At 42.3% G+C, this 23,808-nt stretch carries 22 protein-coding genes; 9 read left to right on the forward strand and 13 right to left on the reverse strand.

The window, feature by feature from the left end:
- Window positions 1–188 precede the first annotated feature (188 nt).
- On the reverse strand, window positions 189–1,946 hold the full coding sequence (locus GVO60_RS15230) for a bifunctional lysophospholipid acyltransferase family protein/GNAT family N-acetyltransferase (RefSeq protein WP_159655531.1): 1,758 nt from the start codon (window positions 1,944–1,946) through the stop codon (window positions 189–191).
- Window positions 1,947–2,362: 416 nt separating this feature from the next.
- Window positions 2,363–3,334 carry an octaprenyl diphosphate synthase gene (ispB, locus tag GVO60_RS15235; RefSeq protein ID WP_159655533.1) on the reverse strand — a complete coding sequence of 324 codons (972 nt, stop codon included), beginning with the start codon at window positions 3,332–3,334 and terminating at the stop codon, window positions 2,363–2,365.
- A 272-nt stretch (window positions 3,335–3,606) separates the two neighbouring features.
- On the opposite strand from ispB, the gene rplU reads away from it, so the two are divergent.
- The 6 genes from rplU to folA all read left to right on the forward strand — a co-directional run bounded on the left by rplU (window position 3,607) and on the right by folA (window position 7,507).
- Window positions 3,607–3,918, forward strand: coding sequence for a 50S ribosomal protein L21 (rplU, locus tag GVO60_RS15240; protein ID WP_006074830.1), 312 nt, complete (start codon window positions 3,607–3,609; stop codon window positions 3,916–3,918).
- Window positions 3,919–3,938: 20 nt separating this feature from the next.
- Entirely contained in the window at window positions 3,939–4,196 is a 258-nt protein-coding gene (rpmA, locus tag GVO60_RS15245) for a 50S ribosomal protein L27 (protein WP_004409945.1), read from the forward strand.
- Between the two features lie 286 nt (window positions 4,197–4,482).
- A complete protein-coding gene (gene cgtA, locus GVO60_RS15250; protein ID WP_159655535.1) occupies window positions 4,483–5,655 on the forward strand; it encodes an Obg family GTPase CgtA in 1,173 nt (390 codons plus the stop codon).
- Window positions 5,656–5,771: 116 nt separating this feature from the next.
- Complete coding sequence (locus tag GVO60_RS15255; RefSeq protein WP_159655536.1) at window positions 5,772–6,539, forward strand: threonine/serine exporter family protein; 768 nt, start codon at window positions 5,772–5,774, stop codon at window positions 6,537–6,539.
- The gene (locus GVO60_RS15260; RefSeq protein ID WP_159655537.1) at window positions 6,536–7,009 is read left to right on the forward strand and encodes a threonine/serine exporter family protein; all 474 of its coding nucleotides are present in this window, start codon (window positions 6,536–6,538) and stop codon (window positions 7,007–7,009) included. Before GVO60_RS15255 ends, GVO60_RS15260 begins: the two co-directional genes overlap by 4 nt.
- An 18-nt stretch (window positions 7,010–7,027) precedes the next feature.
- Window positions 7,028–7,507 (forward strand): type 3 dihydrofolate reductase, encoded by a 480-nt coding sequence (gene folA, locus GVO60_RS15265; protein WP_159655538.1) that lies wholly within the window; start codon window positions 7,028–7,030, stop codon window positions 7,505–7,507.
- 158 nt (window positions 7,508–7,665) lie between these two features.
- On the opposite strand, the gene apaH is transcribed toward folA, so the two are convergent.
- The 6 genes from apaH to lptD form a co-directional block, all read right to left on the reverse strand.
- Complete coding sequence (apaH, locus tag GVO60_RS15270; RefSeq protein WP_159655539.1) at window positions 7,666–8,475, reverse strand: bis(5'-nucleosyl)-tetraphosphatase (symmetrical) ApaH; 810 nt, start codon at window positions 8,473–8,475, stop codon at window positions 7,666–7,668.
- Between the two features lie 17 nt (window positions 8,476–8,492).
- Window positions 8,493–8,870: a Co2+/Mg2+ efflux facilitator ApaG/CorD gene (gene apaG / locus GVO60_RS15275; protein WP_159655540.1), complete on the reverse strand. Its 378-nt coding sequence runs from the start codon at window positions 8,868–8,870 to the stop codon at window positions 8,493–8,495.
- 69 nt (window positions 8,871–8,939) lie between these two features.
- Window positions 8,940–9,746, reverse strand: a complete 807-nt coding sequence (rsmA, locus tag GVO60_RS15280) for a 16S rRNA (adenine(1518)-N(6)/adenine(1519)-N(6))-dimethyltransferase RsmA (protein ID WP_159655541.1) — start codon at window positions 9,744–9,746, stop codon at window positions 8,940–8,942.
- A gap of 12 nt (window positions 9,747–9,758) precedes the next feature.
- Complete coding sequence (gene pdxA / locus GVO60_RS15285; RefSeq protein WP_159655542.1) at window positions 9,759–10,751, reverse strand: 4-hydroxythreonine-4-phosphate dehydrogenase PdxA; 993 nt, start codon at window positions 10,749–10,751, stop codon at window positions 9,759–9,761.
- Window positions 10,741–12,036, reverse strand: a complete 1,296-nt coding sequence (gene surA, locus GVO60_RS15290; RefSeq protein ID WP_159655543.1) for a peptidylprolyl isomerase SurA — start codon at window positions 12,034–12,036, stop codon at window positions 10,741–10,743. Before surA ends, pdxA begins: the two co-directional genes overlap by 11 nt.
- Window positions 12,037–12,089: 53 nt before the next feature.
- Window positions 12,090–14,405, reverse strand: a complete 2,316-nt coding sequence (lptD, locus tag GVO60_RS15295; RefSeq protein WP_159655544.1) for an LPS assembly protein LptD — start codon at window positions 14,403–14,405, stop codon at window positions 12,090–12,092.
- Between the two features lie 193 nt (window positions 14,406–14,598).
- Here lptD and djlA point away from each other — a divergent pair, with 193 nt between their 5' ends.
- Window positions 14,599–15,453, forward strand: a complete 855-nt coding sequence (gene djlA, locus GVO60_RS15300; protein WP_159655545.1) for a co-chaperone DjlA — start codon at window positions 14,599–14,601, stop codon at window positions 15,451–15,453.
- A 55-nt stretch (window positions 15,454–15,508) separates the two neighbouring features.
- Here the strand turns inward: djlA and GVO60_RS15305 are convergent, their stop codons facing one another.
- Complete coding sequence (locus GVO60_RS15305) at window positions 15,509–17,350, reverse strand: sensor domain-containing diguanylate cyclase (RefSeq protein WP_159655546.1); 1,842 nt, start codon at window positions 17,348–17,350, stop codon at window positions 15,509–15,511.
- Between the two features lie 504 nt (window positions 17,351–17,854).
- Between GVO60_RS15305 and GVO60_RS15310 the strand changes: the two genes are divergently transcribed.
- Window positions 17,855–19,210: a tyrosine-type recombinase/integrase gene (locus tag GVO60_RS15310; RefSeq protein ID WP_159655547.1), complete on the forward strand. Its 1,356-nt coding sequence runs from the start codon at window positions 17,855–17,857 to the stop codon at window positions 19,208–19,210.
- Here the strand turns inward: GVO60_RS15310 and GVO60_RS15315 are convergent, their stop codons facing one another.
- The 4 genes from GVO60_RS15315 to GVO60_RS15330 form a co-directional block, all read right to left on the reverse strand.
- A complete protein-coding gene (locus GVO60_RS15315; RefSeq protein WP_159655548.1) occupies window positions 19,211–20,449 on the reverse strand; it encodes a flagellin N-terminal helical domain-containing protein in 1,239 nt (412 codons plus the stop codon).
- Window positions 20,450–20,554: 105 nt separating this feature from the next.
- A complete protein-coding gene (locus GVO60_RS15320) occupies window positions 20,555–21,847 on the reverse strand; it encodes a hypothetical protein (protein ID WP_159655549.1) in 1,293 nt (430 codons plus the stop codon).
- 75 nt (window positions 21,848–21,922) lie between these two features.
- A complete protein-coding gene (locus tag GVO60_RS15325) occupies window positions 21,923–22,873 on the reverse strand; it encodes a hypothetical protein (RefSeq protein WP_159655550.1) in 951 nt (316 codons plus the stop codon).
- Window positions 22,874–22,918: 45 nt separating this feature from the next.
- Window positions 22,919–23,113 carry a helix-turn-helix domain-containing protein gene (locus GVO60_RS15330; protein ID WP_025505681.1) on the reverse strand — a complete coding sequence of 65 codons (195 nt, stop codon included), beginning with the start codon at window positions 23,111–23,113 and terminating at the stop codon, window positions 22,919–22,921.
- 209 nt (window positions 23,114–23,322) lie between these two features.
- Here GVO60_RS15330 and GVO60_RS15335 point away from each other — a divergent pair, with 209 nt between their 5' ends.
- The gene (locus GVO60_RS15335) at window positions 23,323–23,712 is read left to right on the forward strand and encodes a hypothetical protein (RefSeq protein WP_031829229.1); all 390 of its coding nucleotides are present in this window, start codon (window positions 23,323–23,325) and stop codon (window positions 23,710–23,712) included.
- The last annotated feature ends 96 nt before the right edge of the window (window positions 23,713–23,808 follow it).

Genomic DNA, 23,808 nt, shown 5'->3' on the forward strand with positions numbered 1-23,808 from the left:
TCTAATTTTATTCTGCTGATTAAAGCTAACCTGGAATGAATGACTAGCCAGTATTGAATCTAAGGCGGTAATTCCTTATTGAAAAACCAAAGCGCACCATATTTGTGCAAAACAGTGATGCTTTTGAGAAGATAATTTTGATAGCAAAAGTGCTGCATATGTCACGCAGCACTGAGTATCCTGGCAGTCTATTTCGAAGAATGATGGTAAGAAAGATAACGACTGGCTTTAGCCGCTCCCATATAACGAGCCAGAGTTTTGTTTTCCACTTGTCTTAAGTCGACGAGGATCAAACCATCGAGTGCATTGTTAAAATAGGGGTCGACATTAAATGAAATCAGTTTACCGTTGAGTGCCAGATATTGACGCAGTAAAACGGGGACGCCTTTCCCTTCATCAATACGTGCTAAAACACGAGATAATAATTGTAGGTCGCCTAATGCAGTCAGCATACTGGTGTTCCAAGCTTTGGCTGATGGGGCTAATGGGTTTGATGGCGATACATACTCAGCTTTGTCATCATCGTAATAGTGCAGTGTCATGCTGTCTGCGAGTAATTGTCTTGCTTGTTCACTGTAATCATTGCTGATACTGACTGGGCCGAATAAGTGGGTATAGTCAGGATTGCGTGAGACAAAAGTCGCGATGCCTTTCCAAAGCAAAAGTAAGGCGCCCATGCTTTTTTGGTAACGCTGATCAATAACCGATCGACCCATTTCAATAGCTTTACCCATACTGTCAATAAGTCGAGAGTCATAGCGAAAAAGAGTGCGCGAATATAGGCTATCTAATCCTTTCTCCTTTATTAAGGCGTCGACAAGCCCTAAACGATAAGCGCCAACTAAACATTGTTGTTCGCGATCCCAAATAAAAAGGTGGTAGTAGTCTCGATCGAATTGATCAATGTCTAAAGCGAGACCAGTTCCTTCGCCGACTTGGCGAAAACTAATCTCTCTAAGTCTTCCTATCTCATGCAAGATTGAAGGGATGTGTTCTGCTTTCGTGCAATAGAGGTCAAATTGGTTACTTGAAAGGAGGTGGTGTTGTTCTGGAATATGTTCAAGATCGATTAGGAGATCGCTAACGGGCAGAGGATCGACGACAGGTAGCGGCGTAGTTTGGATGCTAGCTGATTTGGTCAAGGCTGGTTGGCTTTGCAACAGATAGGTATTTAAACGGAGGTAGTTGGCAACTTGGTTGTCGACTAAGTTATGTAGCTCTTTGTATTTGATCGCAGAACCAATGGAAAGAGAGATGGGCTGTGAGGATTTATTGAGTAGCTCTCTTCCTAACATTAAAGTTCGCAACAACGGGTGAATCTTACCAGCTAAATAGAAACGTCTGGAGTTTTGCCCATCAATAAAAATCGGAACCGTCGTTGCTTTAGATTTGCGTACTAAATGGCTGACTGAGCGGCTCCACTCTTTATCTTCAATTCTCTGGCTTTTGTTATCAACCATTTGTGAAACTTCCCCAGCCGGAAATAACAGGAGTAATCCACCACAAGCGAGATGTTGATGAGCTTGACGGAGTGCTTTTAAGTTGGCTATTGCTGCTTTATCGGTATTGAAGACATCTACACCGATAAACAGCTTGTCGAGCTCAGGTACGGTTTTTAGGTATTGATTGGCGAGAATTTGGACGTCACTTCTTTTCTGGAGCAGCAGTTCAGCCAGAATAACGCCTTCAACGCCACCTAGCGGATGATTTGCAACGACAATGGTTGGCCCGCTAATTGGAATGTGATCGATTGATCCTTTTGCTACCTGATAGTCGATCCCTAAGATCTCGAGTGTGAAACGAAGAAAGCTAGGGGTGTCACATCCTATAGGACGTTTTGTGTAAAATTGCTCAAGCTTATTTAGACCTGTTGCCCACTCTGCTAGGTGTTCACCTATTCCGAAAGGGGTTTTACGAGGTAAGCGAAAAGGACTGGTTGAATGCATAATCACCTCAATCTGGCATGGTTGTCATTGAGGATATGAAAGTGATGTTTCAGGAGTGGGTCAGCTAGGTATGGAAGATATGACAGTTAGGTGAAACTTTAGTGATGTTGGCTAGACTTCAGAGTCGAAAATGAAATTAATATGCAACAATGATTATTTAATCACTCTAAAAAATATATCGCTCACAAAACATACTAATTTTGCATCTTTGAGGAAGTTTTATTGCTAGGTTACAAGTGCGGGTAAAAAATATCACTATTGATACAGACAAGCATTAGACTTGCACCATGGTGATATAGCAGTCAATTTACCTTCGACTTGCTGAGCTGGAATGAAGCCATCGAATAAGGTTTACTAGACTAGATGGTAAAAACGGGAACCTAAGGGTTCCCGTTGTCATATTTGAAGTGTTGCTATTAACTTGAGCGATGAACCGCCATATGAGCAAGTGTAATGAGAGCCTGCTTATACTGAGAATCTTCAAGAACATCTAATTCAGCAATGGCTTTATCAGCTTCTTGGTAGGCTTTCTGACGAGTGTATTCAAGCGAGCCTGTCTCATTCATCGCAGTCATGATGTCATCCAGCTTTTCCATTCCATTCGCTTTTTCAATAGCTTCACGAATCATCGCTGTCTGATCTTCAGTACCGTTTTGCATAGCGTAAAGAAGCGGTAGCGTTGGTTTACCTTCTGCGAGATCATCGCCCACATTCTTACCCATTTCTTTACCGTCAGAAGTGTAATCCATCACGTCATCGATAAGTTGGAATGCAGTACCTAGATATTTACCATAGTTTTGTAAAGCAAGTTCTACTTCTGCAGGGGCGTCATTCAAAATTGCGCCAATCTGAGTCGCTGCTTCAAACAAGCGAGCTGTTTTAGAGTAGATGACTTGCATGTAGCTTTCTTCGGTCGTATCAGGGTCGTTGCAGTTCATTAATTGTTGAACTTCGCCTTCCGCAATGATGTTAACCGCATCACTCATTAACTTAAGGATCTTCATTGATCCTAGTTCAGTCATCATTTGAAATGAGCGAGTGTAGATAAAGTCACCGACCAAAACGCTAGCTGCATTACCGAATGCAGCATTCGCGGTTGCTTTACCACGGCGCATATCTGACTCATCGACCACATCGTCATGCAATAACGTTGCTGTGTGAATGAACTCGATAAAGGCCGCAGATGTTGTATGTGCGTTTCCTTGATAACCCAAAGCGCGAGCAGACAATACTGCTAACAGAGGACGTATGCGCTTACCACCACCACTAATGATGTAAAAACCTAATTGGTTGATTAAAGATACGTCTGAGTTGAGTTGGGCGTGAATTGTTTCGTTCACTTTTGCCATGTCATCGGCAGTTAGCGCTTGGATAGCTTTAAAATCCATGGTAAATCCGGCTGAAGTTAGAACTTATAAGGGCTTCTTATCTGTTTTATGAGCTGAATAATACACTAAAAAACGTTGATTAATACATGCTTAAAGGGCATGATTGCCGCACTTTTAATTGGCGAACAGCTTTTCGCCAATTTTTTCAAAATATGGCTTGTCATGGGGACATCTCTTCTGTAGAATCTGCGCCCTATTGATGATTAGTTTAGCGCACACCCAAGATGCTCACTATATATGCATATGGCTGTGCGGAAAAAGCGGAGTAAGATATGTACGCTGTTTTCCAATCTGGTGGTAAACAACACCGTGTAAGCGAAGGTCAAACCCTTCGTTTAGAGAAATTAGACGTTGAAACTGGTGCAACAGTTGAATTTGATAAAGTTCTTCTTGTAGCTAACGGTGAAGACATCCAAGTTGGCGCTCCTCTTGTTGAGGGCGGCAAGGTAGTTGCTGAAGTTGTACAACACGGTCGTGGCGATAAAGTTAAAATCGTTAAGTTCCGTCGTCGTAAGCACTCTCGTAAGCAACAAGGTCACCGTCAGTGGTTCACGGAAGTGAAAATCACTGGTATCAACGCTTAATCGATTAGGAGAGTTTAACAATGGCACACAAAAAAGCTGGTGGTTCTACTCGTAACGGCCGCGATTCAGAAAGCAAACGTCTAGGTGTTAAGCGTTTCGGTGGTGAATCTGTTCTTGCAGGTAACATCATCGTTCGTCAACGTGGTACTAAGTTCCACGCTGGTACTAACGTTGGTATCGGTAAAGACCACACTCTTTTCGCTCTTACTGAAGGTAAAGTGAAATTTGAAGTTAAAGGTCCTAAAAACCGTAAATTCGTTAGCATCGAAGCTGAGTAATTGATTAAGCTTTTGCTTAGTTAATAATTCGCTTTCTAGCTGAATTCAAAAGCCCTGCCGATTCGGCGGGGTTTTTTATTTGTGGCAAGCGAAGAACCAATACTCAGGCACTCTGTAAAGAGTCCCTCATTATTTGTTCCAGAGTGGCAGAGCGATCTAAGATCTCAGGTGATCGATCTGAAAATGGAATCTGCTAGAATTTATATCATTCACTGTCACGATGGTGTGGTAGTGAGATGATATTTGCAACGCAGCTATGTTAAATAGCAAAAGGGCGGAGTAAGAGATGAAATTCGTTGATGAAGCGGTAGTTAAAGTTCAAGCCGGCGATGGCGGCAACGGTGTAGTGAGTTTCTGGCGAGAGAAATTCGTTGCGAAAGGCGGCCCTGACGGTGGTGATGGCGGTGACGGCGGTGATATTTATATCCAAGCTGATGAAAACCTAAATACCTTGATTGATTACCGTTTCCAACGCTTCTATGAAGCGGAGCGCGGTGAAAATGGTCGCGGTGGTAACTGTACAGGTAAGCGCGGTAAAGACAAAGTGCTTCGTGTTCCTGTGGGTACTCGTGCTGTGGATATCCACACAAATGAAATCGTAGCTGAAGTTGCGGAACACGGTAAGAAAGTGATGATCGCAAAAGGCGGTTGGCACGGTCTTGGCAACACGCGCTTTAAATCTTCAGTAAACCGCGCACCACGTCAGAAAACATTAGGTACGAAAGGTGAAATCCGTGAGATTCGCCTAGAGCTATTGCTATTGGCTGATGTGGGCATGTTAGGTCTACCAAACGCAGGTAAGTCGACGTTTATTCGTGCGGTATCTGCAGCGAAACCAAAAGTAGCGGATTACCCGTTTACAACGCTGATCCCAAGTTTGGGCGTAGTGAGTGTGGTTCCTGAAAAGAGCTTTGTGGTTGCCGATATTCCGGGTCTTATTGAAGGTGCTGCGGATGGTGCTGGCCTTGGTATTCGTTTCTTGAAGCACCTTGAGCGTTGTCGCGTTCTGCTGCACATGATCGATATTATGCCGATCGATCAAAGTGATCCGATCCAAAATGCGTTAACGATCATTGATGAACTAGAGCAATACAGTGAGAAACTGGCTGGTAAACCTCGTTGGTTAGTCTTCAACAAAGTCGATCTTATGCCTGAAGAAGAAGCGGATGAAATTATCCAGGGTATTCTTGATGCATTAGGTTGGGAAGAAGATTACTTTAAGATCTCAGCGGTAAACCGTGACGGTACTAAAGAGCTATGTTTCAAACTGGCTGACTTTATGGAAAACCTACCTCGTGAAGAGGAAGAAGTAACTGAAGAAGAAAAAGTTAACTTCATGTGGGACGACTACCATAAAGACGCTATGTCAGGTTCTGACGTTATCACTGAAGATGACGAAGACTGGGATGATTGGGACGACGAAGAAGATGACGGTCACGTTGTTTACGTTCGCGACTAATACCTAAGTAAATCGCAAAGCCGCAATATCAATTGCGGCTTTTTTGTGTCTAAATCAAATCATTATTGGTTGTTTACCCGCACAATATCCGCATTCTAAAGGAGTAGGATTGATTTATGGCATCTAAACAACGGGCGGTGTCTCGTTTGATTGCGCAAGCAGGGCAAATGCTCTTAGCTCATGGCGCGGAAAGTACTTTAGTTGGCGATCTTATGCGTCGCATAGGCATGGCTTCTGGCATGGATGAAGTGGAAGTATCCCTCTCTGCTAGTTCTTTGGTTGTCACGACGGTTTATCAAGAGCATTGCATTACGACGGCTCGTCGTTGTCCTGACCGTGGGATTAATATGCGTGCAATTACTCAAGTTCAACGTATTTGCATTATGTTGGAGCGCGGCATTATCGATCATGTTATGGCGCAGCATAAGCTCAATCAGATAAGCCCGGAGCGTTATAACCGTTGGCTTGTTGTCTTTATGATTGGCTTATCTTGTGCGGCATTTAGTCGATTAGCTGGCGGGGATTGGATCGTCTTTATAATGACATTCATCGCTTCCACGACTGGCATGGTAGTTCGACAAGAAATTGGTCATCGTCACTTCAATCCCCTATTAAACTTTGCAGCCACAGCGTTTGTTACTACTGCGGTCTCTGCTCAAGCTGTGATCTATGAGTTGGGTAACTCTCCTTCGATTGTCATGGCTTCTTCGGTATTAATGCTGGTTCCCGGTTTCCCATTGATTAACTCAGTCGCGGATATGCTCAAGGGATATATCAACATGGGGATTGCTCGTTTTGTTATGGCCAGTTTACTCACGTTAGCAACAAGCTTAGGTATTGTGGCAGCGATGAGTTTAGTTGGTGTTTGGGGGTGGGTAGTATGATTACTTTTGGACTCTTACTAGGGCTAGCCAACGATATGCTTTTTGCTGCAATTCCAGCCGTAGGTTTTGCTTTGGTATTCAACGTGCCGCAAAAAGCGTTAGTTTATTGCGCGTTAGGCGGCGCTATTGGCCATGGCTCACGTTACTTAATGATGCACTACGGAATCCCCATAGAGTGGGCGACTTTTTTTGCTGCGATGATCGTGAGTATGGTCGGCATACATTGGTCACATCGTTTTTTTGCTCACCCTAAGGTGTTTACTGTTGCGGCTCTCATCCCAATGGTACCCGGTGTGTTTGCTTTTAAGGCGATGATTGCATTGGTGGAGCTAAATCATCAAGGTTATAGCCCTGAACTAGTGGCTATGCTGATGGAAAATTTCCTCAAAGCAATGTTTATTATTGCTGGATTAGCAGTTGGCTTAGCGATGCCTGGGTTGTTATTCTATCGCCGAAAACCCATAGTTTAAGCTCAAAGGAGTAACTCAATGATCATTAGCATGATCGCCGCGATGGCAAAGGATCGAATTATCGGTAAAGACAACCAAATGCCATGGCATCTTCCCGCTGATTTTGCTTGGTTTAAGCGTTGTACTATGGGGAAGCCCGTTGTTATGGGACGTAAAACTTATGAATCGATAGGCCGCCCGTTACCAGGTCGTCAAAATATCGTGATTAGCCGAGATGCTGGTCTTGAGATCGACGGAGTGACGACGGCAATTTCAATTGAGGAAGCATTGAAAGCCGCTGGTGATGTGGAAGAAGTCATGATCATTGGTGGTGGGACTATTTATCAAGCTTGCCTGCCAGAAGCGAATAAGCTGTATGTAACCCACATTGACGCAGACATTGAAGGCGATACGCAATTCCCGCAATGGGATGACTCCTTTAAAGAGATTTATTCAGAAAGCTACGCAGCGGATGATAAGAATGCTCATGATATGCGTTTTGTAGTGCTTGAGAAATAACTCTGCTTAGTCTTGAAAACTCTAACTCGCTCGCCCTTTGCTCTTAAGGGGGTCAGTCCATGAACTGAAGGATGAGGGAGTGGGGAGCCTCTAAAAAGTGGATTAATTATTAGAGGTTCCCAATTTGCTTATTTTCCCCGCTTGGGAATGACGAGCGTTTATTGTGACAAAGCTTGTTGGCTGAAAAACGTTTTATCCTCCCAACGTAGCATAGTTAAACGCCCTCCCCAAACACACCCAGTGTCCAGGCCAATAACGTCGCTCCCTTCGTAACCTTCTAATGCTGCCCAGTGGCCAAACAGAACGGTTTTACTGAGTGGGATCCTTTGTTTAAGCAAAAACCAAGGCGTGAATTGCGTATCTGATACTTCATCGGGTGGCAATTTGCAGTCCATATCAAGTTGACCATCAGGTAAGCAGAAACGCATTCGTGTATAGGCGTTGATGATGTAACGATAACGCTCAATACCTTGTAGTTTATCGTCCCATAAGTCAGGTTGGTTCTGGTACATATTTTCTATCAGCCAAGGCCACTTATCGCTTTGCAAGATTGCCTCAACTTCGCGTGCACAGCTACGTGCTTGGGCTAGATCCCATTGCGGAGAAATACCCGCATGACACATTACAAACTCGTCATGTTCTGCCAGAAGCGGCTGGCAACGTAGCCAGTTGAGTAGCTCATCTTTGTCTTCCACTTCAAAGATTGGCGCGGTTTTATCTTTGTTTTTTACTTTGTGGATACCAAGTGAGACGGCTAATAGATGTAAATCATGGTTACCTAATATGACTTTTGCACTTTGACCTAAGCTTTTAATAAAGCGTAAGGTCTCCAATGACTTTGGCCCACGGGCAACGAGATCACCAGCAAGCCATAACGTATCCTGCTGTGGATTGAAGTTGGCTTGCTCAAGAAGTAGCTGCAGTTCATCAAAGCAGCCTTGGATATCACCCACGATATAGGTCGACACAGTGAGCCCTTATTTAATTAGTTGAGAATGTTTGGGATTGCGAGTCTAAATGGATCAATTTCAGCAATGAACTCTTGGCCTTTGCCATCTTGCATAATGTATTGACCTTGCATGACTCCCACCGGAGTTTCGATGGCGGTGCCACTGCTATAAGTGTACTCATCTTTCGCATCGATGAACGGTTGTTGGCCAACCACACCATCGCCTTCAATCGTGAGTTGTTTTCCGTTTGCATCGGTGATCAACCAACGACGGCTGATCAGTTGTACGGTTTGGTTACTAAGGTTTTTAATGGTGATGATGTAAGCAAAAATGTAGCGCTTAGAGTCTGGTTGACTTTGCTCGGGAATGTATTTGCTATGAACTTGGACTTTTATACAAGGGACAGCTTCCATGTAAACTCCTGCTTAAAGCCAAAAAAAGGGTGATAAACCTTCGCTTATCACCCTCTATTTTAGTCGAAACTATTTGTGGTTTGCATCTAGCCAGTTCGCTAAATCAACAAATTGTTTCAGTGTTAGGTTCTCTGGACGCATACCAGGATCGATGCCGATCTCTTCCAGAGTTTCTGCTGCGACAAGGCCTTTATAACAGTTGCGAACTGTTTTGCGGCGCTTGTTAAAGCCTTCACGGCAAACGCGATCTAGCCAGTTAAGGTTCGTTGCTGGGTATGGTAGCACTTCATAAGGAACCAAACGTACAACCGCAGAATCTACCTTTGGTGGCGGAACAAACGCTGTTGGTGGTACTTCTAGAACTGGTACAACTTTACAATAGTACTGAGCCATAACGGTTAGACGACCGTACGCTTTTGTACCTGGGCCAGCTGCCAAACGGTTAACCACTTCTTTTTGTAGCATAAAGTGCATGTCTTGCACGTCTTTATGGTACTCAAATAGGTGGAACATCAATGGAGTAGAGATGTTGTATGGTAAGTTACCAAAGATACGTAATCTGTTGTTTGGCTTCACAAGCTGCGAGAAGTCGAAGCGCATTGCATCGCCTTCATGAATTGTCAGTTTGTCCGCAAGCTCTGGGTGATTACGTAAACGCTCCGCTAAGTCGCGGTCTAGTTCGATAACAGTAAATCTATCAACTTCACGACCTACAGGCTCTGTAATTGCACCAAGACCAGGGCCGATCTCAACCAAGTTTTGGCCTGGTTTTGGATTAATAGCAGAGACAATACCGTCGATGATATACGGGTCATTTAAGAAGTTTTGACCAAAGCGTTTACGTGCTTTGTGCCCTAAGTGGACATCATTTCTCATAATTTTCTCAAGTTAACTGGTTTTCTTTTCTACAAGCTCAATCGCATGAGCTAATGCAGTTCTGAAGCTTCCTGTGTCCGCATTGCCTGTCCCTGCTAGGTCTAATGCAGTGCCGTGATCAACGGAGGTCCTGATAAAAGGTAAACCCAAAGTAATATTTACTGAGCGTCCAAAACCTTTGTACTTTAATACTGGAAGTACCTGATCATGGTACATTCCTAAAACTGCATCGGCTTCTTCAAGGTATTTATCATTGAAGATAGTGTCAGCGGGAAGAGGGCCGATTAAATCGATACCATCTTGCTGGCGCAGTTTTTCAAGGGTTGGTGTGATGGTCTCTATCTCTTCTTTACCGAGACAGCCATCTTCACCTGCATGCGGATTTAAACCACACACGTAAATCTTAGGCGATGGAATCGCAAACTTCTCCACTAAATCAGAGTGAAGAATATGAATGATCTTTTCCAGTCGTTCTTCGGTTACCGCTTTAGAAACGTAAGCCAAAGGAATATGCGTAGTAACGAGTGCGACGCGCAAGCCTTCGGTTGCCAGCATCATTACTACAAGAGGGGTATTTGATTTATCCGCAAAGAACTCGGTATGGCCACTAAAGGCGACACCTGCGCGGTTAATTACCCCCTTGTGTACAGGGCCGGTGACAATAGCATCAAATTCACCATTCATACAGCCCAATGCAGCTCTTTCTAGTGTTTTTAATACGTAATGTCCGTTCGCTTCGTTCAACTCACCGGCAATAACTGATTCCGCGAGAGGGATGTGGTCAACAATCAGTGAGCCCGCTTTCTGAGCTGTTGGCAAAGATTGTGGATTGTAATCCAATAAATCAACGTCAATTTCAAGTTCGTTCGCACGTTGTTCAAGTAGCGCTTTGTCAGCACACACAATAATCTGATGGGCCCAACTCTCTTTAGATAGCGCTAAAACTAAATCTGGCCCAATACCGGCTGGTTCACCTGCCGTGACGATGATGCGCTTAACTGTCATCTTCGTTGTCCTTAATCACTTCAACAAAAGCGCTAGCTCTGAGTTCTTGCAGCCATGCACTCGCTTCTTCATTGAATTTACGATTGAACAAAATGCGATAGGCTTTGTTTTTTAGTGCTGAGTCAGTACGGTCTACTTCACGGCGATCGATGACTTCAACAATATGCCAACCATGCACGGTTTTGAAAGGCTTACTAATTTGGCCTTTCGGTAGCGTGTCGATTTGATGCTTAAACTCTGGTACATAAAGGTCAGAAGTTTGGAAGCCTAGTTCGCCATTTTGTGCCGCTGAACCAGGGTCTTGGCTGTACTGTCGAGCCATTTCACCAAAGGTTGCTTCACCAGCTTGAACACGCTCAATGATCTCGTTGAGCTCTTTCTGTACGCCTTCGTCGCTTAGAATGACTGTAGGGCGAATTAAGATATGGCGAGCATTCACTTCTGTTACGGCTACCGTTTCTAAACCCTTAACATCTTCAACTTTTAAAATGTGGAAACCTACGCCACTACGGAAAGGACCAATGATGCTGCCCTTGTTTTGTAGGCTTAGTTGATCTGCGAAGATTGTTGGCATCTCTTCTTTACGCATCCAGCCCCAATCACCGCCTTGAAGCGCTTTAGGGCCTTTAGAGTAGGTGTATGCCATTGTTGCGAAATCTGAACCGCTATTTAGTTTAGCGACAATCTCGTTCGCTTGTTTTTCAATCGCTGCGGCGTCATCACCATCATTCACACGTAGTTGAATGTGGCCGATTTTGTACTGCACCGTTGCATTGGTCTCTTGAGCCAGAATATTCGCTAGATTGTCGACTTCAGCAGGAAGAATATTGATGCGGCGACGAACTAGTGCGTTACGTGCTTCGCTTGCTGCGATTTCTTTACGTACTTGTTCGCGAAACTCCGGATAGTTCAAACCTTCAGCTGCAACGGATGCGCTCAGTTGCTCAATTGTTTGATTGTTGTTTTTCGCAATCTCTTCAATCGCTTGGTTGAGGCGGTTGTCATCAATACGAACACCGATACGTTCAGCTTCTTGCTGTTGTAAGGTATCGATAATGAGCTTTTCGGTCACTTGCTGGCGCAAAACGTCCTGCTCAGGCAAGCCTTGGCCACTCTTTTTCGCGTTTACTTTCAGTGTTTTTATTGAGCTATCCACGTCACTTTCTAAGATAACGCCGCTATTTACAATCACGTTAATTTTATCAAGTGCGACTGGTTCTGCTGCTGCCACGTTAACGTGACTTGCTGCAACCAGTGCTAACAACGACTGTTTCCAAAATTTCATTTGTTGTCCTATCCATTCATCGCAGGCTTATTGTTAGACAGCCGGCGCGCAAATTAGTTGTTTAAGAAGAATGGGCGACCGTAGCCCAGTGAGTTATCGCTACTGCCAGAACCACCACCGAGGTTAGTACCAAAGCCGATAATGCCAAAGTTAACACTGAAGTTATTTTCGTATTCAGGTTTAGAGTTCGGGTAGCTATTAAAATCAGGTTTCCAGTTTCGAAGCTGGTTACTGTAGGAGAAGCCTATATACCAACAATCAGAGGTATAGTTAACTCGTCCTAACCATTCTAAGGTTTCTTCGGTAGTGAAATCGTAAAAGTATTGTACGCTCGCATCCCAGTGACGGGTCAGTTGGTAACTCGCCAGAAGGCCGCCTTGTGAAATGCCATCTTCAGTAATTGAGTCCCATTCGCCTAAGCTATCGCCTAGTGTATTCTCAATATAATCAAGGGTAACGTAACGGTAGTTACCTTGGATATAACCTTTATCAAATCGGTATTCGAGTGTGCTGTTACCAAGCTGTACTTCACTTGAGTCAATGTCATACTGAATCCCACCATGGTAGAAGAGGTAGTCATCATAGTTGAAGTCCATCTCAACAGCCCAAGCGGAGTAATTAGAGGCTTTATCAGACGTTTTATCTAAGCGATTGGTTTTATCGATATAGATGATTTGGCCAAATGAGACGCTTAACCGTTCTTTGTAGTCGCTATCAAAAAAGCGTGAACTTGCGCCATAGCTAAATTGGTTTGCCCCTTGGATTTTATCCACGCCACTGTATTTACGACTACGGAACAACCCATAGTAGTCCGTTTGCAGCAAGGTCGTATCGTAATTAGCAATATTGCTTTGCTCTTCCTCTGGAACATAAAGGTACTGAACTTGAGGTTCTAGAGTTTGGGTATAATTATCTAAAACGAAGGTATCGCGCTCTAACACCACCGCCGCGTGAGAGCGCACCTCAGGAATAATACGAGTCACGCTTTCTTCTAAATCAGGATCGGTAACACCGTTCAGATCTTGTTGATAATGGGTGCCGAGCAGACGAGCTTCTGTTGTCCACGAACCCCAAGTGGTACCAATAGGTACGGTTAAACCGGGTTCGATGTGGACTCGAGTCGCAGAGGGTTTACCTTTTGCTTCTGTATCAAAACGTGTTACGTGGCTAATTAAGTCAAAATCGAGATAACGCATTAATTCTGGAGAATAATAGTTAAACTCAAGTTGCGGCAAAATATGGTACGGCAGGTTGTCACTTTCTGTCAGAACTTGGAAGTCACGAGTGAGTAGGGTGGCATCCCAGTTGGCAGAACGATACTGAACACGACCTTCTTGGATTAATTGACCGTCTTCTCGGCTACCAATGCTGGAATCGACATCAGTGAAATAGTCGACATCGCTTACTTGGGAGTAATCGATGTTGAATTTCCAGGCCTGTTGGTAGACACCATCATGTTTATATTGCACACCCCAGCGAGCGCCTTTTTCAGAGAACTTGCGATCGTCAGGTAAGTATTCAGCCTCAATCTCACCTTCACCTAAAATAGTGAGGTAGCGGAATTTATTATTTAGCTGAGTACCACGTTCTTGCATGTACTTAATCGTGCTCTCTAAATCATAGTTTGGCGCAATGTTCCAATAGAAAGGAACTTCTAACTCTAAACCATCACTGGAGCCATAGGAGATAGTTGGGTAGAGAAAACCTGTTTTTCGAGTGTCACCGATAGGCACGGTTACGTAAGGTATGTAGAAAACAGGCACATCAAGAACTTCAAAGCGCGGGTTGTAGAAAGTGGCAACTTCTTCGTTTTGGTCAACCTCGATACCTGATGCTTTCATACGCCAAGCGTTATCACCTTCCGGACAGGAAGTAATGCTGCCATCTTCAATTTCGTAAACCGCTTTACCTGTTTTAGCAATATACACCGCATCTCCGCGGCCAGGCTCACAAAGAAATTTATATTTGGTATTCTCTAAAGTAATGTCTTCACTGGTAAGGTTATTCGTCACCTTATCTGACGTCGATTTTACGGTGCCATCACTGAAGACCACATTGCCTTCTGCGACAATGATGTTCTCTTTTTGGTGTAATGTGACTTGATCTGCTTGAAAGCGTTTGTTGCCTTGCACTACCACAACGTCGCCTTTATAGGTCGCTTTATCGCCATTGATTGCTTCAAGGCTATCGGCTTCAACGCTAACTGGCTGTTGATTTGGATTTTCTGGCTCTGGAGTGTCGATCAAACATTGATCTATAGCGGGCAGTTCCTGCACACTATCGTTTACCATAGCTTCTGCTTGAGTCTGAGGCACAAAAAGCGCTGCGCTAATTGAAGCGGCTAACAAGGTGCGGGAAAAAGGTGACATCGAGTTTTACTATCCTGTTTAACTTGATCTATCCGGTTATCGCATCAGATATTCTCGAAATATCGAGCTTATGAATTTACTAAGCGTTAACGACCGAATGTAAAATAAACGGTCCTTATGATAAAGGAATTTGTGGCTAACAGCACTATCAGACCGCTTAACGACGAAAAAATTCAGAGATTGAGAGCACATAATGCATATTTTCGGCAAAATTTTGGGTACTTTTTTTGGCTTTCTATTTGGGGGACCATTTGGGGCGCTATTTGGTTTATTTATCGGCCATCAATTCGATAAAGCGCGCCGTCTAAGACAGGCTGGTTTTACGGGGAGTTTTGGTGGTGGTCCAAGCCAAGCAGAACGTCAAGAAGAGTTCTTCAAGGCTGCTTTTGCTGTCATGGGGCACGTAGCGAAGGCGAAAGGGCAGGTAACGCGTGAAGAAATTCAATTAGCCTCTACCATGATGGACCGTATGAACCTTCATGGTGATTTGCGTCGTTCTGCGCAAGATGCTTTTCGTGAAGGTAAAGAAAGTGACTTCCCACTCGAAACGGTTCTAGAACGAGTTAGAATTTCGTCTGGTGGACGATTTGACTTAATGCAGTTCTTTTTAGAATTACAGATTTCAGCAGCGTTCGCAGATGGCGATATCCACCCAAGTGAGCGTAATGTGCTACACAAGGTGGCAAAAGGCTTGGGCTTTTCATCTGAGCAACTAGAGCAGCGTTTACGAATGCAAGAAGCTGCGTTTCGCTTTCAGCAAGGTGGTTTTGGCGGCCACGCAGGTGGTGGTCAGTCTCATCATTCTGGCGGTAGTTGGCAACAAGCCTCTACGGCCGATCAGTTGAGCGATGCGTACAAATTGTTAGGCATCGACAGCAACGCTGATGCGAAGAGTGTGAAGCGCGCCTATCGTAAACTGATGAATGAGCACCACCCAGATAAGTTGATGGCGAAAGGCCTGCCGCCAGAAATGCTGAATGTTGCGAAAGAAAAAGCCCAAGAAATTCAAAATGCTTACGATGTGATTAAGAGAGCGAAAGGCTTCTAGGTCACTTAAGAGACAATGACAGCGATTTAATGCAGTTGTCATTGTCATTTATTGGCTATCTGATCAGGTTTTTATCCACATTTCTGAGCAGGTTCTTGGTCAGTCCGATATTAATATTAGGTTGATTAGACGTTGGCATTTTTAAAATAGTGGTAACTGCATTTTTGTGAATCGCTTTACTAAAATACCATCCTTGGATTAAGTAGACCCCTTCATTGACTAGCCAATCTAGATCATCCTGAGTTTCGACCCCTTCACAGAGCAATTTAAGGTTTAGAGCATCAGCTGTTCCTTTGATTAATCGTAAAAGTGCCGCTATGTGTGGATTAATGGAGATGCCGTGGACAAATTGACGATCGATTTTCAGGAGGTGACAGTCGGTGTCTTTTAGGGTTGCGATGTTGGACATTCCCGTTCCAAAGTCATCAATGGCAATTTTAAAGCCAGCACCTTGTAATGAAGAGATGTAATTTGCCGTATCGTGGTCATCAATTTGAAAGCCGCATTCAGTTACTTCCAAATAGATGTCACTGGTTGTAAGAGCATGTTGATTTAGTCTAGCCAGCAATTCGTCGGAGAGGTTAGGCATTTGCAGCGTTGTGCGTGATATATTGGTTGATATGGTCTTTGTGGTTAGCCCTTCTGCTTTCCATGCCGCAATGTCGGCACATACTTTCTCGAATATGAGTAGGTCAACATTAGGGGTTACGCCCATTGCGTCAAATACAGCAAAAATTTGAGCTATTGAAACATTTCGGTGCGCTTTGCAATCCCAACGAAGTAGTGCCTCAAAACCTGAAATGAGCCCCGTCTTCATATTTACTTGAGGCTGATAATAGGGGGTCAACGCATTGTTTGGATCAACATTGTGTAGAGCGGCGACAAGGTCTTGAGAGATTTTGTTTTGAGTTAGCTCGTCACATTCTGTCGTAAAATAGTTAACTTTAGAAACCCCAATACTTGGGTTTTCATTCGCAGCGAGCTCGGCCATGTCCACTAAAGCCGCCGCCGATGCGGATTTATCAAAGGTAGTAGCAACCCCAGCTATTGCTGTTACCGCGATTGTGGTGCCCGAAATCGTGATAGGTTGGCACAATTCAGTTAGAAGACTTCCAAAATCATATTTGCATAAATCGTTACCTTCCATTGCTATCCCAAAAGCAAATTGCCCGCTACCTAAATCACCAATGAGTTCTGTTTTAGACCATTTTGACAATCTTTCTCCGGTCACTTGTAGTACATAGTCTGTAGCATCTTTGCCAAAGACATTGTTTATGTACCGAAGGCGTTGAATATTAACGGAACAAACAAATACTTCCCGACTTGTATTATTGATAAGAGCTTGAAGCTTCCTAACAAAACAGCTTCTATTAGGGAGGTGTGTAACTTCACTTTTGAAGTGATGTTCAAGCGTTAAGACGACGAAGGCAGCTAAGCTTCGTAATATAATAGATAGCTCTTCATTAGGCTTTCTTGGACTCGTATCCATTATCCAAAGCGTGCCGATTGCAAAGTCTTGCTCATCAAGGAAGGGGCTGGCAGCATAAAAGCGTATATCAGGAGCATCTGTAACAAGTGAATTTTTGCAAAACCGTTCGTCTGTTGTTGTGTTTTCAACGATAAATAAATCTTGATTTGAGTCGATTGCAGCAGCACAAAACGCCCCTTCTCTTGGGAGACAAGTTGCATCAATGCCGTAACTTGCTTTAATCCAAACCATTTCTTCATCGACAACACTTATGCCAGCAAAAGGCACGTTGCACAGTTTAGCGAGCATGGTTACCAGCGTATCCAAGGAAGGTTCATTGTCTTCAATAATTGATGTGTAATGATCAATTTTTTGATTTCTAAGTTTCTCAGAATGCTGACGGCCGACATAGATGCTCACAGGATCCATTATATACACCTCAATCTAACGTTTATTTTGGTTCCTATATTAGCGTAGTCTAAAATTTAGAAGGGCTTTACTGTTGTGCTGCTTATTATGGGGATTTTAATCTGACTTAGAGGTTATGATTGAGTTGGTATAGAGCAAGTGAGGTGCGTTTTATCATCAGTGTATAAAACGATAGGATCAAAAAAGGCGTAGTAGGTATTAACCTGTTACGCCTTTCGAAATATGGTGGCCCCTCGCAGACTTGAACTGCGGACCAATCGATTATGAGTTTTAGGTTAGTAGTTTTGATGAAAATGCCTTTAAATTGATTCTATAGAATAATTTCTTATATAACAGTGTGTTATGGTTATTTTTCCTGTTGATTTACATTGATTTATTTGGCTTGGTATTGATTCGGTCCGTAGCACACTCGTAGCACGGACCTACCTCCATGCAACTGGGTAAGATATAATCGAAGTACGTTCTCTTGATATGGAAGGATTGCTGTAGAGCAACCGAAGCATTATGAAAAACTCACTTCGATTTACTGTTAAAGAGCTAACGGCTCTGAAGCCGACAAACAAAAGAACACGTTATCATGATACAGCTGTTGATGGTCTTGTTCTCGAAGTCTCTCCTTCTGGTACGAAGTCTTTTCGTGTGTATAAGCGTGCGAAAGGTGCAAAATCCCCTTCCAACGTGAGTCTTGGTCAGTTTCCTAGCTTGACCATAGATCAAGCGCGAACAAAAGCTCGTGAAGCTCTTAACGAGTTAGCCATGGGAATTAATCCTAATGAGAGAATGAGAGTAGAAAAGAATCATCACGTTTCATTGCAAAAGGTGTTTGATGATTATCGGTTGTCAAAGTCTTTGTCCAGTAACACTCTGAAAGGATATGAGCAGGCGCTGAAGTGTTATTTTTCTACTTACTTGAAAAAGCCACTGATGGCGCTAACTGAAGAGGCAGTTAAAAAACTACATGCGGATATCTCTGCTGGTCGTATCGAAGGGATGAGAAGTGGCAGTCATGCGCAAGCGGATCTATGCATGAGGCTTTTAAGAGCTCTGTTCAATTATGCGAAATATGAGTATCGCGGTTTTAATAATCAGATCATTTTTGCTGAAAACCCCGTCAAAATTCTTAGCCATCAAAGAGCGTGGCATAACATAGAGAGAAGAAGAACTTATATTCGCTCACATCAATTAAAGGAGTTCTTCGAAGTACTCCATTCCAAGCGTGAAAGGTATATTCTGGAGAAAAGTCAGTTTGGTTCGACTGTATGTGATTTAGTCGAAATGGCCGTGCTCACTGGCTTAAGAAGGAATGAGCTCCTTACTTTAGAGTGGGAGTTCATAGACTTAGATGCTAAGTCTTTCTATGTCAGTAAGACTAAAAATGGAGTGCCACTTGAGTTGCCGATCAGTCATTACTTGTGTGAGTTATTAAGCAGGCGACTTAACCTAAAAGACGAGAGAGGCTTTGTATTCAATGTGGACAATTCTCAGGGACGCATTGTTGATCCAAGAAAAGTACTAAGTGCCATTAATGATGAGCTTAGCTTTGAATTCACGTTGCATGATTTGAGAAGAACATACACTACGGTGGCAGAGAGCTTAAGCCTTGGTACATACACGATAAAGCGTCTACTCAACCATAAGTCGAAAAGAGATGATGTGACAGAAGGTTACACAATTCTTACGCCAGAAGAGCTTCGTTCTCCATCTCAACGAATTGAGGATTACATCCTTGATAAGTCGGAAGTTAGGTCTAAGGTCTTACCTCAAAAGAGCTCGTCTGGCGCTGGCTTTTCTGAGTTTATTGGGGACTTAGGTAATGAGGAGAAAAAGAAGCTGATGAAGCTGCTAATGGATTCATTGTAGCTAACTGAGCAGGTTAAGAGCGCTCCGAGGTGCATTGCCTGCTTGAGCTAGCATTGATGTGTTTACTTCTTTCAAGATCGACTGTTTGGTTAGCTGAGTTGACTCTTTGGCAAAGTCTGTATCTCGAATTTGGCTATGACTATCAGCCACATTTTCTGAAGACTGAGATAAGTTGTTTATGGCGTGGGTAAGTCGGTTCTGTGATGATCCAAGGTAAGCTCTTGATGAATCGACAAACTCCAAGAGTCTATCTATTGCAACTAAGGACTCATCACTTCCTTCTTCTAGCGATGGTAGTGGATGTTCGAGAGAACTATCTTCAATGTATGACCGACCACTAGCATACCAAAATGGGTTGTTTACTTGGGTGGCATTGGGCGCGTTACGAAATTGTATAGTTATATAACTGGCTTCTTTGGAGGTATAGCAAAGCCTCATTTGATCTGCTTTTCCTACATCAATTTCTTCGATGGTTTCTTTATCAATAGAGCTATCGAGATAGAAGTTAACTTTGTCTCCATATTTACTATTCAAGTTATCTACGATGTCTTCCATTGAAGCTCCGTCAATCGCATCTGAAAGCAAGTTTTCGGTACGACTTCCATTGCCTTCAGAGTAAACCACCTGAACACCAATGCGCTGCCCGGGGTCTGCTCTCCAGCTGTCCACTTTATGATTCATGATTGGTGCGTAAAATACTGTTTGACCACTGTTTTCCTTTTGCTCTATAACTTTACTTAAATCAGGAAGTTCAATTAGTATTGCTTCACCACTGGAAGAGCCAACTTGAAATGAACGTGATTTAGTACTTCCATTTAATAACTTATCTCCAGCGAAGCTTGTAGCTTGCGTAATTCTACCGAGTTCCTTTTTTAGCTCTTCAAACTCAACCGAAATCGACTCTCGATCTTCGGAGCTAAGAGATCCATTTGCATACCTGAGCGTCAAATCACGCATTTGCATTAGATTCTTTGTGTATTCGTTCATTGCTCCTTCAGCTGTTTGAAGTACTGAAATACCATCATTCGCGTTTCGTATTGCCACGTCCATACCACGGTTTTGTACTTGTAATCGATTCGATATCTGAAGACCAGCTGCGTCATCTTTGGCTGTATTGATCTTTAACCCAGACGAAAGACGCTCCATAGATGTGTTTTGCTTATCTATAGAGCGGTTCAGTTGGCTTTGGTACTGCATTGCTGGTGCGTTAGTGTTAATGCTTGAGATGCTTGTCATCATCCAGTTCCATTAAGATATCGAAGCTATTTCAACTAGTGGTTATGTGTTATGTTCAATATCGGCCGGATATGCAATGAGTTTAGATCTTTTGCACTAAAATTGGATTCAGACACTCAGTTGCTCTGACTGGCGTTGAGCATAGTATTGTTGAGCTTCTTTAGCTTTTGGTTTCTTTGCTTTTAAAATCAGCTGTTGGTAGTGACAGAGGAGCTGACTGCTTTGCACATCTAACCATTGCTTATCGAGTGATAGCAGATTTGCCTCAAGGTCTTTCTCGCTGAAGTGCGAGTAGAAATCTTGCGTTCTGCTATAAGTTTTGTTGGTGATGAGCTTCGATATAACTTCCTTCGGTACGCCCATTAAAATACTTGGGTCAATAAAGGTTATATCTTGCAAGCTGAGGTTTATGTTGTTCATTTCAGTAAGTAGCAATATTCTTTTCATCCTATATGGTAAGTGACGTCTCTCTACTCTCGTTGTTAAAAGTGAAGAGTTTAAATAACTTAGTGCAAGGCTTTTATCTCTAATTGAACTCTCATCAAACTTAATTTCCTTTATAATCTTGTCATAAACAATAGTATGACATGACTTGAATTTGGAACCTAAATATAGTGTTTCTTTGATACAGTCTCCTCTTGGGTATTCATCCGTTATTTTTATTGTTCCTTTCTTTGGGAAGACAATAACTAATGGAAATGTAACTCCAACCATATTAAAACCTATATCAATACGGGTAATTCTTGCCTTTTTCATCAGTTGTGTATAACGCCGATTAGTTAAAGTACTCTTTAAATATCCAAAAATAACATGATGTTCAAAGTCATTAAGATTGTTTGGGTTATAGCATATACGAATACTTTTCTTATGGTTTTTTGAACTTTCGCCATCAGCAATATAAATAATTAAGTGACTTTTGTTTTTACCTTCTATAGTCATTTTGTATGCGTGATTATAGATTGGCCTGTTTTTTGTTCTTCCGTACGAATTCTCTCTTTTACAGTCCCCATTTACTTTGCCGATAGCGTGTTTTTTGACAGTTAGGATACTATTTAAGTACAACGGGATGTTCGAAGTTAGCTGACTTGTAAGGTGTTGTATGTCACCGTCACTGCAATTCATCGTAAAGACCAGTTTGTCGCAGTCTAGAGATAGATATTGCTCTGGTTTGCCCAACATTTTTCTGAGCAACCTGCTTTGATACATTAACAGTGCTCTCTTACTTAGAATACCAATAGAACGATTGATATCTTTAATGTATGAGTAGGTATTCGTATCAATTAGTTTTCTAAGTCTATGATTCAATACTCTGGTTACAATACCTTTGTTCTTGTCATTAAAATTGTTACTCCAGTGACTATTATCTATTAATCTATTTTTATTACAGATGCTATTATTCATTACGTACATCCTTATATACGTACTATATTAATACTATTGTGTTTTATTTATTGGACAGTGATAATTATAAGGGGGTTACTTGTTATGGTTAAATAACGTTGAATCCAAATCTTCAAGCGTATCAGCTAACCATTCGTTTACTTGACTAGCATCTATTTGATATTTGTACTTTTCAATTGCATCCATAATAATAAAGTGTTCGTCTTTTGAGAGTTGTTCTAACGCTGATTTTAATCCAATGGTATTTATCATGTATAAGTAGGATATTGGGATGTAGTCTTTGATGCTATCTGCTAGTATAAAGAAATATTCAAGTTTTATTTTTATATCTTTTATGCTTTCTATGTTTATTTTTTCTTTTTTAGGTTGAAGAATAAATATCACGTCAGTATCAAATCCAAATACTTTATTGCTTCTTTGTTTATCGAAACCTTTAGTGATTACGACCTGATCACATTTCTCGCTTCCGATAACTTGATATGAGTGACATTCTGAGTCACCAACTACATGAGCAGAACTTTTACATCGACTTAATGCTAATACGATGTTTTCTAAGGCGATGTTTTTAAGCTTAAGTTCTACTGCAATTTTGTTGATTCGAGACTTCTTTCGTATAACGTTATCGATGAATTTAGTTGGGAATAGCTGACTCAATGTCTTGCTTAGCTCGCTGTAACACTGGTCAGATAGTTCATTCGTATCAAGTTCACACTTAACAAAGTTGATTGATGAGTTTCTTGGTTCCCATAGTATTTGAAGCAAAGAATCATTAGTTGTTTGGTAGCTGATACAGTTTCGGTAATTGCAATCATTGCTTTTTTCTTGTGTGAAACGAGGATTGTTGAGTGTTAACGCTCTTAATCTTTGATTTAAGCGCTCATGATTTTTTTCAGATACAGGACAGGTGAAACTCAGTTTTCGGACGATTAATGGTGAACGTTTGTCGATAGCTCTGCTGGCAACTTGATCGTTTAGGAGCGAGAGGTAACCAAGCATCTTATGTTGGTGAAGTGGTTTAGTAGTCATAGTTTGAGTTCCTTTTGTTTTGGTTAGTGGTCGTCGCTGTTTGTGCTAGTGCTTACTCATTTCTATAAATCTCTGTATCGATTCTTCTGAGTAGAGAACTTTGGCTCCAATTTTGATCCAACTAAGTTCTGGACAACTTCTGTTGCAACGCCATTTAGCGAGCGTTTGTGGCTTTAGACGCAGTAAACGAGCGGTTTCCGAGGTTGTATAAAACACTTGAGGGTAGTGTTCTGTGTTCATTGGTACTCTCCTAATGAGTGCTTAATCATTGGGAGTAAGGTTACTAAATGGCATTAGCTTAAGAATTTGGGGACAGAATTCTCAAAAGTGGCTCTAGTTCGTTGCGGAAGGTGGACTGCGTAATCTACGATGATTTCTTTGAAAAATATCCGGACAAAATTGAGTGCAAGTGAATAATTGCGTTTGAAATTAGATGTTTAGAGGTTGTTTTGGGAAAGATACTTATCGATGATGATTGTAAAGGAGTTGAGTTTGAAGATGGGAGGCGAACTTCGCTAAAGAAAAGAGATCTTAAAGAACTGAAAAGCTATCTGAAGAAGAAAAAAGTCAGAGAAGGCAATGATGAGAGGTTCCTGAAAAACTTGTGTGATTTCTTACATGATTACCAAACTGCTGAATTGGATCAGAAGGAAGAAGCACTCTTATGGTTGGTAGAATACTTGACCGTCGATCATCAAGATTTCTACGATAAGTTTCGAGATAACCTGCGCAAGAAGAAAAAGAGAGCACAAAAAAAGAAAGTCCAAACGCGAAAGTTAAATGCTGAAGAAGAAGTGAATGAAGCAGGAAAGCGAGTTCATAAACTGTTCCCTAAGTGACAAGTTCAGTTTCTCGTAAAGCCCAGCGTACTATGAGCCAAGGTTCGTGCCGTTTAAGAAAAGCTTGTTTTTCTACCAAATGAGTGACAGATCATT

The organism is Vibrio atypicus (assembly GCF_009811315.1).
Lineage (GTDB): Bacteria > Pseudomonadota > Gammaproteobacteria > Enterobacterales > Vibrionaceae > Vibrio > Vibrio atypicus.